This window comes from Candidatus Defluviilinea gracilis (genome assembly GCF_057138825.1).
The window spans coordinates 20,744-34,698 of sequence record NZ_DBNHEF010000023.1; the positions used below are offsets into that span (position 1 = coordinate 20,744).

Consider the following 13,955-nt stretch of genomic DNA (forward strand, 5'->3'; position numbering starts at 1 on the left):
GGTCAGGCTAACCTGGTTTTGTATTTCTTGATTGCCCAAATGGATAACAGAATCGCGCTAATAATTCCAAACGCTATTATAAAGACGATGTTGAGTAATAAACCAACCATACTCAAAGCTACGATTGAAACTTCGAAGTCGCCGCTCATTCCCAACCCTAGCACGATCATGAGAGAAATCGGAAAAGCTGCAAGGCAAAAAGCGCTGGCAATTAAGAATCCACACCCAGAAAAAAAGAGGGTTTTACCTTTCGGCGAAGAGTCTGGTACTTGCAAAAGACTTTTGTCTGTTGATTGAATTTCTGTTTTATCTTTGAAGTCAAAGATGTGGGTGTCTTTTGATACGAAGATTGCGATTATCACGAGAGGTATGGCGCACAAGCAGGGGAGAAAAAACAAGCTCCAGGCATCCATAACGATCCTCCTTGGCATCAAATTTTCATGTTGCATCGATCTGTAATTAATTCATTTCAAATTTGCGCTCAATCACCACTTATTCAGACGCCATCCGTATAACGAGACTGTCGAAAAACCGATTTTGGCCAGAGCCGTCCCCGTGTGCCAGGGACCGAGTATGGCAGTCTTCGTTTCGCTCTGTCAGGGTCAGGCGAGCGCCCCAAAGACGTGGATCTTGCCGATATTGTGAACCAGAGCGAATCGCTGCGCGTCCATTGTACATCCAATAAATTCAGGATTGGTTTGTTTGACGATCTATAACGATCCCGTTTAGGAAGCTGCACCACTTAAGAGCCGTGCCATTCATGCCCATCAATTAAATTGTGCATATGACAGGATGTCGTTATACAAAAAAGCAAAAGGCGACATCCTTTTTTGTGTTAAGCATAGACGGGGAAAAGGACGTCAAAAGAGCATAGGCTCTCATGTTCTCGTTTCTTATTCAGGTTAACCTAAGTTGCCTAACAGACAGCCCTGCGGTGTGAAAGAACCCGAGGAGCAAATCGGGACGGCGACGCAAGCGAGCAAAGCCACGATTGAGCATGGAGCGAATTTCTTCTTTACTTGTAGGGCGAGCGTTTTTGAGACGTTGCTTGACATTTCCATGACAATATTCTTCTGGGTTGAGTTGCGGAGCGTAGGCAGGCAATTCTTCAATCAAGATTTCAGGATGTTTCTGAAGGTAGGCTTTGGTGATCTTGCTCAGATGAATACTGGCTCGATCCCAAATCAAAATGATTCTGCCTGGTATTTGCCGTTGAACATGCTCGAGTGTTTTCACCACGTTTTCGCTTTTCACCGAACCTTCAAAATGGCGTTTGTAGATGTTTCCTGAAAGTGTCAGCGCGACCGCTGTGGATAATGCGCGACGTTCCTTTGTGACTCGTCGAAAGAGTGGACGTTTTCCTCTGCGAGCCCAAGTCGTAGCCAGTTGTTCTTGAAAGGAGAAGCCAAATTCATCCCAAAATACGATTTTTGCGCCGAGCCGCCGCGATTTTTTTTATCCTTGGCCAATCTCGTTGCAACCACGCCCGTACCAGTTCTTTTTCCTGTTCCATGGCTTGCGGCAAAGGCTTTTGCGGACTGAAACCCAAGCCCCGCAACAAACGATTGAGATAATTGGGATGATAGCCGACCTCAAATTTCTGCTGGATCAATTGCCGTACACGTTCCAATGTCCAGCGGTCTGTTGGAAATCCATTTGCCAATGCGCCGCGATCCAACAGGCATTTTAGTTTTTGCTTTTGCAACGAATTCAGTTTTGATTGACTACCTTCTGCTTTCCTTCTGCGGAGACCGCGTATGCCTTTCGCTTCCACTGTTTTGGCCCACTCGCTCACCGTGGCTCGGCTGACTCCCAAGCGCCGAGTAATTTCGGCTTGCGATAATTTCCCCGCCCTCAAAAGACGCCCACCCTCTAGTCGCCTTTCTTCCATTTGTTCGCGTGTCAAGTATGATGGCTTCCATGTCATACTGCCTATTGTAAGTCAATCTTAGTTAACCTGAATAGGACGCTTTGTTGGGCAGGCTTGTGCCTACCGAAACCTTGACTTTGGAAAGTATATACCCATAGATGTTTTTGAACACAACTCATTTGTCATAGATTTTGAAATCAGAAATTACGGCATTGACGTAATTGTTTGATGCGGGCGTTGAATAGCCTATCCAAAGGACTTCTCTTTTAGATGGAAGCAAGGTGAGACTTTTTGTTTGATTGCCAACCTGAACGCTTACATCTGAACCGTTAATTGTAATTTTTACCGATTGAACATCGCCAAAACTGTAATCAGTTTTTGGAGTGTAGTAGTTGAAATAATCAGGGGCGAATACAAAATACGGTGTCGTTTCTCTGGCAAGAACAATGTACTTTAGAAAGTAACCAGGCTCTGCATAAGAAGTTTTATTGCCTAGCCCAATGAACACAACGCCGTCCATGTCCGATGAAGAAGTAAGTGATTTGACATTTACCTTAAATTCAACAACAGCATTATTGCCTAGGGTTGTGTAAATACTTCGGGTTACTCGGTCGTTGAATATATCATCGGTAACAACAAACTTTAGGCTTTGATTTTCTGCAAGAATACCCCATGACGTTAAGTTCCAGCAACCATTTTTGTCCAATGTCAGGTTGTCAGTTGGAAATACTGGAGTTGGATTCCAGTAAGTTTTTGAAATGCAATTTCTGTCTAAACCCCGAAATACAACAGGGGCAATTGTTGGAGTTGCGGTTGGGGCTTTAGTAGGGGTCTGCGATGGCGGCAAAGTTGGACTCGATGTTATTGTAGGAGTAAAAGTTGGCGTAGATGTTTCGGTATAAGTTGGTGAGGGCAATAATGTTTCGGAAGGTGCAATTGCGAATTGCGTCATGCTAAATATCCCCGAAACCTCTGTAAGCCGTGCTTCGGCAGTTTGAGTAGCCTGAATTGGAATTTCAATTTGAGAGCGGATACCTAAATAGCCAATATAAGCGGCAATTAACGCGCCTAAAAAGGGAAAAACGTCTTTCCACGAAAATACACTTGCCGCTGAATTTTTTTCGCTTTGACCCATCACTCATCCTATGCAATTTAGGCTTCTCTATGTTTTGCAAGTACCTGCCCAACTACGCCTTAATCCTACTTTTGCCGTATCAGACGCCATAGGCATGGTTGTACAGCTAATTCTTTGTATAATAGCCTATGTACAACATTATACGACTGAAAGACAACATAGAAAACATCCCATGAAACTCTCCTCCCTCACCCTCCACCACATCTCCATGCCGCTCGTCGCGCCGTTCGAGACCTCGTTCGGGCGCGAGACGGTGCGCGAGTGCGTCATCATTGAACTCCACGCCGAAGGACTGACCGGTTGGGGTGAATGTGTCGCTTCGCGCGAGCCGGGCTACAACTACGAAACGACCGGCACCGCGTGGCACATCCTCAAAGATTTCATCGCCCCGCTCGTGCTGGGACAAGACATCCAGGATGCGGACGATTTCCAATCCCGCGTCGAGCGGATTCGCGGACACCACCTCGCCAAGGCGGGAGTCGAAATGGCGTTGTGGGATCTGCTCGGTAAACGCGATGGCAAGCCGCTGAAAGAAATGTTCGGCGGCACACGCGACAAAGTGGATGTGGGAGTCTCCATCGGGATTCAAGAATCCGCATCCGCGCTGGTGAAGACGGTTGATTCGTATTTGGGTCAAGGGTATCGCCGCGTGAAGATCAAGATCAAGCCGGGGCGCGAAGTGGAAGAGACGCTCGCCGTCCGCAAGGCGCACCCCGACTTGCGCTTGCAAGTGGACGCCAATTCCGCGTACACGCTTGAGTCCGCGCAGGTGTTGAAGAAGATTGACGACCTGAACCTGCTGTTGATCGAACAGCCGCTCTTCGAAGACGACATTTGGGATCATCGCCTCCTGCAAGCCGAATTCAAAACGCCGATCTGTTTGGATGAAAGCGTGGTCTCGCCGCGCCATGCGCGTTACGCGCTGGAGATGAAAGCCTGCAAGATCATCAACATCAAGCCCGCCCGCGTCGGCGGGTTGAGTCAAGCCATCGCGATTCACGATCACTGCCTCGCTCAACAAGTCCCTGTGTGGTGCGGGGGGATGCTCGAAACGGGAATCGGGCGCGCCTCGAATCTCGCGCTCGCGTCTCTGCCGGGCTTCGTCCTGCCCGGCGACATCTCCGCTTCGGATCGCTACTATCACCGCGACATCACGAACGAACGATTTATGCTGAACGACGACAGCACGATCACCGTCCCAACCGCTCACGGCTTGGGCGTGACGATTGACGAATCCGCGCTGAAAGAATTTTCGCTGGCTGAAATTACATTGAAGGCATGAGAATCCCCCTCTCCCCAAGGGAGAGGGGCTAGGGGTGAGGGCGAGAGTATAATCATCGCGCCATGAAAAAATTTCACTCACTCTGTATTCTCCTCCTGTTAATTTCCTGCTCCCCTCAAGCAACACCGAGTCTCCAGTCCCCAGTCTCTTCATCAACACCAACGTCTATCGCAACACAAAAACCCATCACATTCACCCCCGCGCCGGGCGCGCGCATCGGCGAGTCGGTCCCCGCGTCACTGCGCGAACAAATGCAAAATTTGAACCTGTCGAATTTCATCCTCGACGCCTCGCCGTTCGTCGAATCGAATCCGTCGCTGAGCGAGAAAAAAATCCAATGGGTGTACGCGCTCGTCGCGCCGTTCCCAACTGTCACAGACGGCGTCACCCTCGACCAACTCCACCTCGCGTGGACGGAGGGCAAACTGCTTAATGGGATGCCTCTGTTGATGGAAGAATCTACACGGGACGCCTTAACCGTCCTATGGGATGCCCCAGTCGCCCCGTCGGTACGAATCGTTTCGACGGGCGAACTGCTCGACCAAGCGTGGAGCGAATCCGCCTGGGCGATCATCCCGTTTGAGGAAATCCAGCCGAAGTGGAAAGTGTTGACCATTGACGGTCAATCGCCGATCCGAAAAAAATTCGACCTCGCCTCTTATCCACTCACGGTAGACTTTACACTTCAAACGCCGACCAATTCTCTACTTTCTAATCCTCTACTCTCTAATTACGACCCATCAAAACTAACAACCGTCATCCTCACCGGCGTCACCGCCCTCGTGCGCGCCACCGCCGTGACGATGGAATACAAAGGCGTGACGTACCCCGGCGAAAAGATCCGCGATGTTCTGCGCGAAGCGGACATCGCCCACATCAGCAACGAAATTCCGTTCTTCACGGGATGCGAATTCCCCAAGCCCGACGCGACCGGCCCGCTGGTCTTTTGCAGTGACCCGAAATACATCGACCTGCTCACCGATGTCGGCGCGGACGTGGTGGAGTTGACCGGCAATCACTTTGCCGATCGCGGCGCGCAGGGGATGTTGGAAACCATCGATATTTACAGCCAGCATGATCTTCCTTATTTCGGCGGCGGCAGAGACTTGAACGATTCGCTCGAGCCTGCCCTGTTTGAAGTCAACGGCAACAAGATCGCGTTCGTGGGTTGCAATAAGCCCGATGTGGACCGCTTCCCCACCGCGCGCGATTTTCGCCCCGGCGCCGCCCCCTGCGACTTTGAGTATCTCGCGCAAAAGATCGCCGAATTGAAAGCGCAAGGCTATGTGGTGATCTCCACCTTTCAATGGAACGAAAGTTACGACTCGCACCCCAGCCCGCAACAAATGGCGGACTTCCGTTTGATGGCAGACTCCGGCGCGTCGGTCGTCAGCGGCAGTCAGGCGCATTACCCGCAAATGATGGAATTCTACGACGATGCCTTCATCCATTATGGGCTTGGAAACTTATTCTTCGACCAAATGGGCGATCAGGATTGGATGCCGCCCGGAATCCGCCGCGAATTTTACGATCGCTATGTGATCTATGACGGTAAACTCATCAGCGTGGAATTGCTGACCGGTATCCTCGAAGACTACTCGCGCCCGCGCTTGATGACGGATGATGAGCGTTATGGATTCTTGCAGGATTATTTTTTCTTCAGCGGCTGGCTGAACCCGATCCCGACTCTCGCTCCAACGATTACGCCGACGTTGACGCCCATGGTCGTTCCTTCCATGGTGGGAACGCCTAATCCGTGAAATGATTTTCAGTGATGAACTTATAACGGTTGAGTAATATCCGAAAAGGGTAAAATAAATTCATTGGATCTTTCACCCAGAACGTCCGTAGAAAATGAGCTAATCTCAATCTGTATTGCGCGGAGGGCTTATGAATCCAAATCGCAGGTATCTCGGCATGACCATCCCTCAGCTCGGCGTCCTGGGCGCGCTGGCGGGAACATTGATATTGATCCTTTGCGTTGCCGGGTATTTCATTTTCACAGGCGGGGTAACCTCGATGGCTCCTCAACCGGTCGCGCCGACACTTGTCATCCCCACCGCAACCCTGGTCGCGCCTCCCACATCCACGCCAACGCTCCCGCCAACCGCGATTCCCTATGAGCAATTGATTCCAGAAGGGTGGAAACAACATAAGACTGCGAATATTGAGATTTGGCTGCCGAGTGACTATCGGAAAACCACGATCAAAGACCTGTTGATCCTCGATAAGCAAATCACCCTAGACCTTACTCTTTCGCGGACGCCGACAACAACTACGCTATACAACCTGTATGTCATCATTGCCTACGAACCACTACAAGGCGATACGCTCGAGTCGCATTTGGCGAATTCCGGTGCCGAAATAACGGCGACTCCCCTTCCTCTGCGGATTGTTGATCAACGGAAGGTGTTCGTGAATTCTGCGCCAGCGCTACGAGTACTGTTTGAGGGAAAATCAACAGACAACCTTGATGTCAATAGCTTGCTGTATGTTTTTTTAGACGGCAATACAGTTTGGTATGTGGAGTATTGGACGCAAATCAACGAGTTTTACAAGGAGTTGGAAGTTTTTGAAAAAAGCATCCTGACCTTCCGCCTCGTGAAATAATCTGCCACACAATGAACCGTGCGAAGGTTCCGACCCTTCGCACGGCTTCAATCGAAATAAATATTCAAGTCTGAACAATCGAAACGGTTTCCGCAATTGGGACAAGTGACCTTGCAATTCGACTCGCGCATTTCGCTCCCGCACCGATCGCAGATGTAGACGCGCCGGTTCGACTCAGGGTCAGCCTGCTTCAGTTTCCCCCAGCCTTCCTCCCACTTGACAGGTCTCAGCCGCGCCAGGTCGAATTCTCCAATTCTCTTTTCTCCCAGCTTCATCACTTCGTTGATCGCCTCTTCCGCATCGCTCCGCAATTCCTCCACGCCGATTCCCCGGCAGACCGGCGGAAAATCCTTCAGCCACCTCACGCTCCGCCCATGCACCTTGATCGCGCCGTTGTAATTCCCGCGCGTGATGTGCAGATACGTCACGCCCACCTGCAAAATTCCCCGGTACAAGTCGCGGATTTTTCCCTTTTCTTCCAGCCACGCGACCTCCAGCGCTTCGTGCGCCTCGAAGTACTTCCCTTCATTAAAGAGGCGCAATCCCTGCGCGGCATGCGGATGGAGAGGGCTGGCACAGTCGATGGTTGATTCAGTCATGGCGAGGGTGTTGGTGATTATAGCCGGGATGGTACAATCCCCTCACCCTATGCGCGCCTTGTCATCCAACAAAATCCTGATCGCCGCCCTGGCGTTCGTTGCCCTCGCGGCATTGACGATCCTCGCCTCCGGGCTGGGCGGCATGGACTTTCGAGCGGGGCAACAATTCGGCACCGGAACGGCAAACGGTATTCGCGCCGCCGCCATCGAAGCCATCAGCAACATGCAGGCTGTCCCCTTCCAAACTCAATTGCTCGTCTTGATCTTGCTTGTTATCCTGTTCGCGCTGATCGGCTTGCTGCTCTCTCCCGAAATGCGCAAACGCCTGCTCAATGCCGTCATTCGGGCGGCGCTCACGATCTGGCTGTTATCCATGATCTTCACACGCTACCCAAACATCCTCAGCCAGTTAGGGCTTAACCTTTCCGCATTGAATGCTGAGTCGAGCGAGACAGCGACCGGAGCGGCGGCTCCAGAATTCACGCCGCCTCAGTCTGCTTCGTGGTGGGCGTACGTGTTGAGTTTCGGGCTTCTCCTTTTGGTTCTCTTCATCGCATGGAAAGCGTATTCTTTCTGGAAGGAACTCAACGCGCCGTCGTCCGATCTTGCAAAAGGACGGATCGCAAAGATCGCCCGCGCCTCGATCCTGGATTTATCCGCCGGCAGAGAATCGGCGGATGTGATCCTCAACTGCTACTATCGGATGAGCGATGCCGTCTCACACCGCAAAAACCTGAACCGAAACGCTTCGATGACGCCCAGTGAATTTGCCGCGCGCCTGGAAGCGGAAGGCATCCCCTCCGACGCGGTGCGCGCGCTGACGCGCCTCTTCGAGTCGGTCCGTTACGGCGGGCAACGATCGAATCCGAACATGGTGAGCGAAGCAGTGGCGTGTCTCACCTCCATTCTGCAACATTGCGGTGAACCGGTATGACCCGCCGTAACCTTGCGGCGCTGAGTATCATTGCGATCATCGCCGCCTTGCTGGCATTTCCGTTCCGCGAGGCGGTGTATCACCTTGTGGTGATTCCGCTCGCGTATGTGTTTTGGTTGCTGGGGTTGTTTTACCGCTCTGTCGACCAATCGCTGTGGTGGATCGGCATCGCGCTGGTTACCCTGCTCGTTTTGGGAACCAGCCTCCTACCGGAGATCAAGCCGAAGGGAAGCCAGATCGATCTCCAGCGCGAGGAACGCGGCGGGGTGGAAAGTCTCGCCAGGGCATTGGCAAAATCGACCCAAGGCACATACTTCAAGTGGGTGGTGGCAAACCGCCTCGGCAAGTTGGCGCATCAACTCCTTTCCATGCGCGAACATGGCAAACCGCGCGCTCTGTTTGCGCCGCTCACCGGCGAAGGCTGGGATCCGCCCGATGAAGTGCGGCGCTATCTCGAACGCGGGTTGCAGGGTTCGTTTGCAGATTTCCCAATCGGGAGATGGGGTTCCCTTTCACTGCCGCAAAAAACATCGCTCGATCTGGATGTGAGCGAAGCGGTGGAGTTTCTTGAATCGCAACAAATGGATAGGCATACATAAAGCGACAGTCATTTCACTCGTGGAGTCAACGTGGCAGACATAAAAAAAGTATCGCTGATTGGCAACCAGGTTATTGCCGAGGTGGAACGCGCTGTGGTGGGCAAACGCGCCCTGCTCGAAATGATGATGGCGTCTGTGCTGGCAGGCGGGCACATGCTTCTCGAAGATTTTCCCGGGCTTGGCAAAACGCTCATCGCGCGCAGTTTCGCCAAAGCGCTTGGGCTGGATTTTAAGCGCATCCAATTTACGCCAGACCTTCTGCCCGGCGACATCACGGGCGGGTACATCTTCAACCGCGTCAAAAATAAATTCGAACTCCGCAAGGGGCCGGTGTTCGCCAACATCGTCCTTGCCGACGAGATCAACCGCGCCTCGCCAAAGACACAGTCCGCGTTGCTCGAAGCCATGCAGGAGGGACACGTGACCATCGACGGCGAATCCCTGCCCCTGCCGGAGCCGTTCCTCGTGCTTGCCACGCAAAACCCCATCGAATATGAGGGGACCTTCCCGCTCCCCGAAGCGCAACTCGATCGCTTCATGTTGAAACTCACGGTGGGTCATCCCACGCTCGAAGAGGAGAAATTGATCTTGCAACGGCGGCGCGAACGCAAACAAGATGAAGTGGAGTTGCGCGAGATCGCCAAAGCAAAACAAGTACTGGAACTAAGAGAAGCGGTCGAGTCGGTTCACGTGGACGCCGATCTTGAAAGTTATATCGCAACGCTTGTTCATGCCACACGCATCGACCGCCGCGTGGCAGTGGGAGCCAGCCCACGCGGGTCGCTGGCTTTTCTCAAAATGGCGCGCGCCAATGCCGCGCTCGATGGGCGCGACTTTATCATCCCCGACGATATCAAACGTTACGCCACGCCCATCCTCACCCACCGCGTGATCCTCCAACCCGAATATTGGATGTCGCGCTCGGTCGGCGACGACGTAATCCGCGACGCGCTCGAGAAGACACCGGTGCCGGTAAACAAGTAGTCTTCTAGCCTTCTAATCCTCTAATCTTCTAATCCTCTAGTCCTCTAGTTATCTAATCCTCTACTCACTCAATCTGGCAGTCACTTGTCACGCTCACTCCTTCTCGGTTTTATCATCTATAGTCTGCTGATGGCGGGCATCGCCACCGTGCGCGGCGAGTTCATCGCGCTTGCGATTCCTTTTGTGATCTATCTGCTCGCGGGATTTTTATTTTCTCCCAACGAGATCAAGCTCGAAGCGACGCGGCATCTCAGCGCGGAGCGCGCATCGCCCGGCGCGGAAGTCACAGTAACGGTGACGGTCGTCAATCGCGGCGCATCCCTCGACGAGGTGTTGATCGAAGATTTTTTACCGGCGGATTTAACCCTCCGTTTCGGGCATACGGGACATCTGATTCGCCTGCGGAAAGATTCATCGTTCACGTTCAGGTATCGCGTGGCGGGACCGCGCGGGGGCTACGGGTTTGACTCGGTGCGGGCGCAGGTCAACGATTTCCTACGGGTGACCAGCCGCACGGTCGAATTAGAAGCGCAGGCGGAGTTGTTCGTCTTCCCGCCGGTGATTCGTCTCCGTCACGTGGCGATTCGTCCGCGTCGGACGAGAGTCTACGCTGGGACAATTCCCGCGCGGGTGGGCGGCTCAGGCACGGAATTCTTCGGCGTCCGCGAGTATCAACCCGGCGACTCTCCGCGCGCCATCAACTGGCGGGCAAGCGCGCATCACGCGGATGCGGACGCGCTGTACGCCAATGAATTTCAGCAGGAACGCGCCGCCGATGTGGGCATCATTTTGGATGGGCGTTTGCGAACGAACGAGTTTGCTCGCGGGCATTCGTTGTTTGAATATTCGGCGCAAGCGGCGGCGGCGTTGAGCGATGCCCTGCTTGCGCAAGGCAACCGCGTGGGCTTGCTGGTATACGCCGCCTTCCTGCGTTGGACGATCCCGGGCTACGGGAAACTTCAACGCGAGAAGATTTTGTTTTCACTGGCGCATGCGCGTCCCGGCGGCAGTAATGTGTTTGCGGGTCTCGAGCATTTGCCGACGCGCTTGTTCCCGCCCGAGTCGCAGATCATTCTGGTCTCGCCATTGCACGAGGATGATTTGAGTCCATTGGTGCAGTTGCGCGCGCGGGGGTATCAGGCGCTGGTCGTCTGCCCGAACCCGGTGAAGTTTGAACTCTCGTACCTGCCGAAGAATAAACATGTGGAACTCGCCGCCCGTGTCATCCGCATGGAACGCGCGTTGCTACTGCAAAAAATTCAGCGCGCAGGGATTCAAGTATTGGATTGGGACGTGTCTGAACCGTTCGATCAAGTTGTGAAGCGAAAATTATCGCGCCCGCCTGCGTGGGTGCGCGCTGTTGGAAGGTAGAAAAGAACAAACTACGGAGAAACTGAGTCGCGGAGAATTAAAAATGTTTTTCTCAGTGTCTCCGCGTCTCAGTGGTTAAGGGACACGGAGAAATCGATGACACTTGCGGCAATGATATTGAGCATCCTCCTCGGAACAGCCTCGCTTGCATACGGATATTCGCAAGCAGGCATGACTGACCCCGCGCGTTGGTTTGTGTTGCTGGGAATCGTTTGGATTCTCTCGCACTGGCGGAAATTGTATTGGGTTTCCTCTTTGGCGTTTGCTATCGTAATTCTCGGCGCGGCGTATGGCGTGTGGCACAATTTCACCACGCTCTGGATGTTGCTCGGTGCGCTCGGCGGCTTGCTCGGCTGGGACCTCTCCGATTTTGCCCGCCGCCTCAGTTACGCCGCCCCAACGGATGATATCGCGGGCATGGAACGCCGTCACCTGACACGGGCAGGCATCGTCGCCGCGCTGGGGTTTGGAATCGCGCTGTTGAGTTTGGTGATTCGAATCAATAGATTGGCGTTTGAAGTGGCAGTGGGGTTGGTGCTGTTAGCCGCGATCGGGTTGACGAGGTTGGTGATGAGGTTGAGGAAGTTTTAAGCCTTTGCTTGGTGGGGAGACGTGGTAGAATTCCAGAAATTCTGGAATTCCGATTTTCTGGAGATTTACCATGACAACTGTTCAAATGCGTGGAAAAGGGACGATCACTCTTCCTGCCAGTTTGCGCAAGAAATACAAGTTGGAAGATGGCGAGTTGTTCACCATTATTGATTTAGGCGAAGGATCAATTCTTATTAAGCCTACGGTTTCGCAAGTCAATAAATTGGGTGACAAGATCGCAAAGCAACTCAAGGAGGATAATGTTAGCCTCGATGACTTGTTGGAAGCCCTCGACGAAGAGCGTCACCAATACTATCTGGAACACTATGCCGAGAAGTAGGCAGTGGAAAAACCTTCGTGGCAAAGCCGAACATATTTCTTGACAGCAGCGCGTTGGTAGCAGGCGCCATTTCGAGCGCTGGCGCCGCCCGCGCGATATTGTTGTTAGGTGAATTCGGGGATATCGTTATAACCATTAGCGAGTTGGTTGTCGTTGAGTCTGAACGCGTTGTAGCGCGTAAATCTCCGCGCAGCCTAGATGACCTAAGAAATCTGATCAAAATCTCCAGAGTGAAGATCGTTCGCAATCCATTGCCCAAAGATTCTCGGTCGAATTTATATTTGATCAAGGACCCTGCCGATGTGCCGATTCTTCTTGTGGCTATGAGAGCCGGGGTCGATTTCCTTGTTACACATAACCGCAAACATTTCTTGGATGACCCCAAAGTGGCGGAGAACTCAGGCTTGCGGATCGGCACGCCCGGCGACGCGCTCGCGTGGCTGAGGGAGAATTTGTAAATGGCGTGATAGCCGCGCTCGGGTTAACGCGGCTGGTGATGAGGTTGAGGAAGTATTCGGTAACGGACTTGCGTTAGCGGTTTGGGGTGGGAGGGTGGACTCACCGCGGTGCGTACCCCCAGTCGGCTGCGCGTCTTGTTGGGCGCATTTTATGTATTAGCAGGCGCTGAGCCAGAAAAGTAAGACCACTGCCAACGTGAATAATTATTGCATGACCCTGTGAACTTCGCAACGGACAAAAATCACTCATGTTCTTACACTGCGTTTCGACGAGATTAGCGGGCGATGACATTGGCATGTCGCGCAATCATCTGCCAGGTGGCATCTTGCCTTCTCCAAATATTAGTAAACCGCCGCTCTACAAATTCGCCGGCATGCGGTGCATCCCCAATTGGCTCGACAGTCTCAGCACCCATGACAATGGCAATGTCAGTGTGAAACCGGACAGACTCAATTCGCCGTTCGAACACTGCATAGCGGATCAATCCACGTTTGACTAGTATCAAAACATCGTCTCGGTTAGTCGAAATTTGATTCTGAGGATTATTGACGATCAATTCTTCCGACCACAAGAGCTTGAGTGCGGGTAAGTCTTGTTGAAGGACTGCTTGGCGCTCTCGTTCTTCGAACTGGCGAATCATGTCTTCTTGGCTATTGAAGTTATCTTCATTCATAATGCAGTTCTTTCGATATTCTGGACCTTGATTCCCGTTGGCGCCTAACGAGACTGTCGAAAAACAATATTTTTAGGCAGAACGCAAGACGGATGCTGGAACAATCGACAGGTTATTCGTGTTGAATACGGTAAACCACGACTGTGCGGAGTCGGATTAGGGTCCCAAAGGTGTGGATCTTGCCGATGTTGTGAACCAGAGCGAACAAGCCCCATTGTACATCCACTTTCCGTTTCGAGCGCAGCGTGAATCGGTGCATGCGCTTTTGCACGCAGATGTTGGATTAGCCAGTGAAGCGGAAGTGTTGGCGCTACGACCCGAACTCAACCAGATCGAATAACCGCACCTTGGTTGCCGCTTGTTCAGCAGACCGCATCCGCAAGAAGGCGGGCGCGGCTCTAGAAATCCGCCCATAGACCGAACTTTCGATAGATCAGCCCTTCCAACCCCCCTAAGGGTTCGTAAAAATATAAATTCCCTGTTGGGGATGCAGTTGCACTGCATCCCG

General features: G+C 52.7%; 16 protein-coding genes. 10 read left to right on the forward strand and 6 right to left on the reverse strand.

What is annotated here, in order from left to right:
- Positions 1–2 precede the first annotated feature (2 nt).
- From AC16KF_RS03025 to AC16KF_RS03040, 4 genes are all read right to left on the reverse strand, one after another.
- Positions 3–413 (reverse strand): hypothetical protein, encoded by a 411-nt coding sequence (locus AC16KF_RS03025; RefSeq protein WP_484035813.1) that lies wholly within the window; start codon positions 411–413, stop codon positions 3–5.
- Between the two features lie 484 nt (positions 414–897).
- Positions 898–1,428, reverse strand: coding sequence for a transposase (locus AC16KF_RS03030; protein ID WP_484035827.1), 531 nt, complete (start codon positions 1,426–1,428; stop codon positions 898–900).
- Positions 1,412–1,927 carry a winged helix-turn-helix domain-containing protein gene (locus AC16KF_RS03035; protein WP_484035814.1) on the reverse strand — a complete coding sequence of 172 codons (516 nt, stop codon included), beginning with the start codon at positions 1,925–1,927 and terminating at the stop codon, positions 1,412–1,414. The genes AC16KF_RS03030 and AC16KF_RS03035 overlap by 17 nt, the downstream gene beginning before the upstream one ends.
- Before the next feature lie 118 nt (positions 1,928–2,045).
- Positions 2,046–3,005 (reverse strand): hypothetical protein, encoded by a 960-nt coding sequence (locus AC16KF_RS03040; RefSeq protein ID WP_484035815.1) that lies wholly within the window; start codon positions 3,003–3,005, stop codon positions 2,046–2,048.
- Positions 3,006–3,177: 172 nt separating this feature from the next.
- Here AC16KF_RS03040 and menC point away from each other — a divergent pair, with 172 nt between their 5' ends.
- The 3 genes from menC to AC16KF_RS03055 all read left to right on the forward strand — a co-directional run bounded on the left by menC (position 3,178) and on the right by AC16KF_RS03055 (position 6,897).
- Entirely contained in the window at positions 3,178–4,287 is a 1,110-nt protein-coding gene (menC, locus tag AC16KF_RS03045) for an o-succinylbenzoate synthase (RefSeq protein WP_484035816.1), read from the forward strand.
- Between the two features lie 62 nt (positions 4,288–4,349).
- Complete coding sequence (locus AC16KF_RS03050; RefSeq protein WP_484035817.1) at positions 4,350–6,047, forward strand: CapA family protein; 1,698 nt, start codon at positions 4,350–4,352, stop codon at positions 6,045–6,047.
- Between the two features lie 130 nt (positions 6,048–6,177).
- Positions 6,178–6,897 (forward strand): hypothetical protein, encoded by a 720-nt coding sequence (locus AC16KF_RS03055; RefSeq protein WP_484035818.1) that lies wholly within the window; start codon positions 6,178–6,180, stop codon positions 6,895–6,897.
- 47 nt (positions 6,898–6,944) lie between these two features.
- Here the strand turns inward: AC16KF_RS03055 and AC16KF_RS03060 are convergent, their stop codons facing one another.
- Positions 6,945–7,496, reverse strand: coding sequence for a DUF309 domain-containing protein (locus AC16KF_RS03060; RefSeq protein WP_484035819.1), 552 nt, complete (start codon positions 7,494–7,496; stop codon positions 6,945–6,947).
- A gap of 58 nt (positions 7,497–7,554) precedes the next feature.
- Here AC16KF_RS03060 and AC16KF_RS03065 point away from each other — a divergent pair, with 58 nt between their 5' ends.
- The 7 genes from AC16KF_RS03065 to AC16KF_RS03095 all read left to right on the forward strand — a co-directional run bounded on the left by AC16KF_RS03065 (position 7,555) and on the right by AC16KF_RS03095 (position 12,773).
- Positions 7,555–8,430 carry a DUF4129 domain-containing protein gene (locus tag AC16KF_RS03065; RefSeq protein WP_484035820.1) on the forward strand — a complete coding sequence of 292 codons (876 nt, stop codon included), beginning with the start codon at positions 7,555–7,557 and terminating at the stop codon, positions 8,428–8,430.
- The gene (locus AC16KF_RS03070; RefSeq protein WP_484035821.1) at positions 8,427–9,029 is read left to right on the forward strand and encodes a hypothetical protein; all 603 of its coding nucleotides are present in this window, start codon (positions 8,427–8,429) and stop codon (positions 9,027–9,029) included. The genes AC16KF_RS03065 and AC16KF_RS03070 overlap by 4 nt, the downstream gene beginning before the upstream one ends.
- A gap of 39 nt (positions 9,030–9,068) precedes the next feature.
- Positions 9,069–10,013: an AAA family ATPase gene (locus AC16KF_RS03075; protein ID WP_484035828.1), complete on the forward strand. Its 945-nt coding sequence runs from the start codon at positions 9,069–9,071 to the stop codon at positions 10,011–10,013.
- A gap of 84 nt (positions 10,014–10,097) precedes the next feature.
- Positions 10,098–11,384: a DUF58 domain-containing protein gene (locus AC16KF_RS03080; protein ID WP_484035822.1), complete on the forward strand. Its 1,287-nt coding sequence runs from the start codon at positions 10,098–10,100 to the stop codon at positions 11,382–11,384.
- 96 nt (positions 11,385–11,480) lie between these two features.
- Positions 11,481–11,975: a hypothetical protein gene (locus tag AC16KF_RS03085; protein ID WP_484035823.1), complete on the forward strand. Its 495-nt coding sequence runs from the start codon at positions 11,481–11,483 to the stop codon at positions 11,973–11,975.
- Between the two features lie 70 nt (positions 11,976–12,045).
- Positions 12,046–12,315, forward strand: a complete 270-nt coding sequence (locus tag AC16KF_RS03090) for an AbrB/MazE/SpoVT family DNA-binding domain-containing protein (protein WP_484035824.1) — start codon at positions 12,046–12,048, stop codon at positions 12,313–12,315.
- A gap of 17 nt (positions 12,316–12,332) precedes the next feature.
- Positions 12,333–12,773, forward strand: coding sequence for a PIN domain-containing protein (locus tag AC16KF_RS03095; protein ID WP_484035825.1), 441 nt, complete (start codon positions 12,333–12,335; stop codon positions 12,771–12,773).
- Positions 12,774–13,048: 275 nt separating this feature from the next.
- Here the strand turns inward: AC16KF_RS03095 and AC16KF_RS03100 are convergent, their stop codons facing one another.
- Positions 13,049–13,447 carry a nuclear transport factor 2 family protein gene (locus AC16KF_RS03100; RefSeq protein ID WP_484035826.1) on the reverse strand — a complete coding sequence of 133 codons (399 nt, stop codon included), beginning with the start codon at positions 13,445–13,447 and terminating at the stop codon, positions 13,049–13,051.
- Between the last annotated feature and the right edge of the window lie 508 nt (positions 13,448–13,955).

What these genes read in the sequence shown, in the direction of transcription:
- AC16KF_RS03025 (WP_484035813.1), bottom strand. Translation starts at nt 413, where the DNA reads ATGGATGCCTGGAGCTTGTTTTTTCTCCCCTGCTTGTGCGCCATACCT.
- AC16KF_RS03035 (WP_484035814.1), bottom strand. Translation starts at nt 1,927, where the DNA reads ATGACATGGAAGCCATCATACTTGACACGCGAACAAATGGAAGAAAGG.
- AC16KF_RS03040 (WP_484035815.1), bottom strand. Translation starts at nt 3,005, where the DNA reads ATGGGTCAAAGCGAAAAAAATTCAGCGGCAAGTGTATTTTCGTGGAAA.
- menC (WP_484035816.1), top strand. Translation starts at nt 3,178, where the DNA reads ATGAAACTCTCCTCCCTCACCCTCCACCACATCTCCATGCCGCTCGTC.
- AC16KF_RS03050 (WP_484035817.1), top strand. Translation starts at nt 4,350, where the DNA reads ATGAAAAAATTTCACTCACTCTGTATTCTCCTCCTGTTAATTTCCTGC.
- AC16KF_RS03055 (WP_484035818.1), top strand. Translation starts at nt 6,178, where the DNA reads ATGAATCCAAATCGCAGGTATCTCGGCATGACCATCCCTCAGCTCGGC.
- AC16KF_RS03060 (WP_484035819.1), bottom strand. Translation starts at nt 7,496, where the DNA reads ATGACTGAATCAACCATCGACTGTGCCAGCCCTCTCCATCCGCATGCC.
- AC16KF_RS03070 (WP_484035821.1), top strand. Translation starts at nt 8,427, where the DNA reads ATGACCCGCCGTAACCTTGCGGCGCTGAGTATCATTGCGATCATCGCC.
- AC16KF_RS03085 (WP_484035823.1), top strand. Translation starts at nt 11,481, where the DNA reads ATGACACTTGCGGCAATGATATTGAGCATCCTCCTCGGAACAGCCTCG.
- AC16KF_RS03090 (WP_484035824.1), top strand. Translation starts at nt 12,046, where the DNA reads ATGACAACTGTTCAAATGCGTGGAAAAGGGACGATCACTCTTCCTGCC.
- AC16KF_RS03100 (WP_484035826.1), bottom strand. Translation starts at nt 13,447, where the DNA reads ATGAATGAAGATAACTTCAATAGCCAAGAAGACATGATTCGCCAGTTC.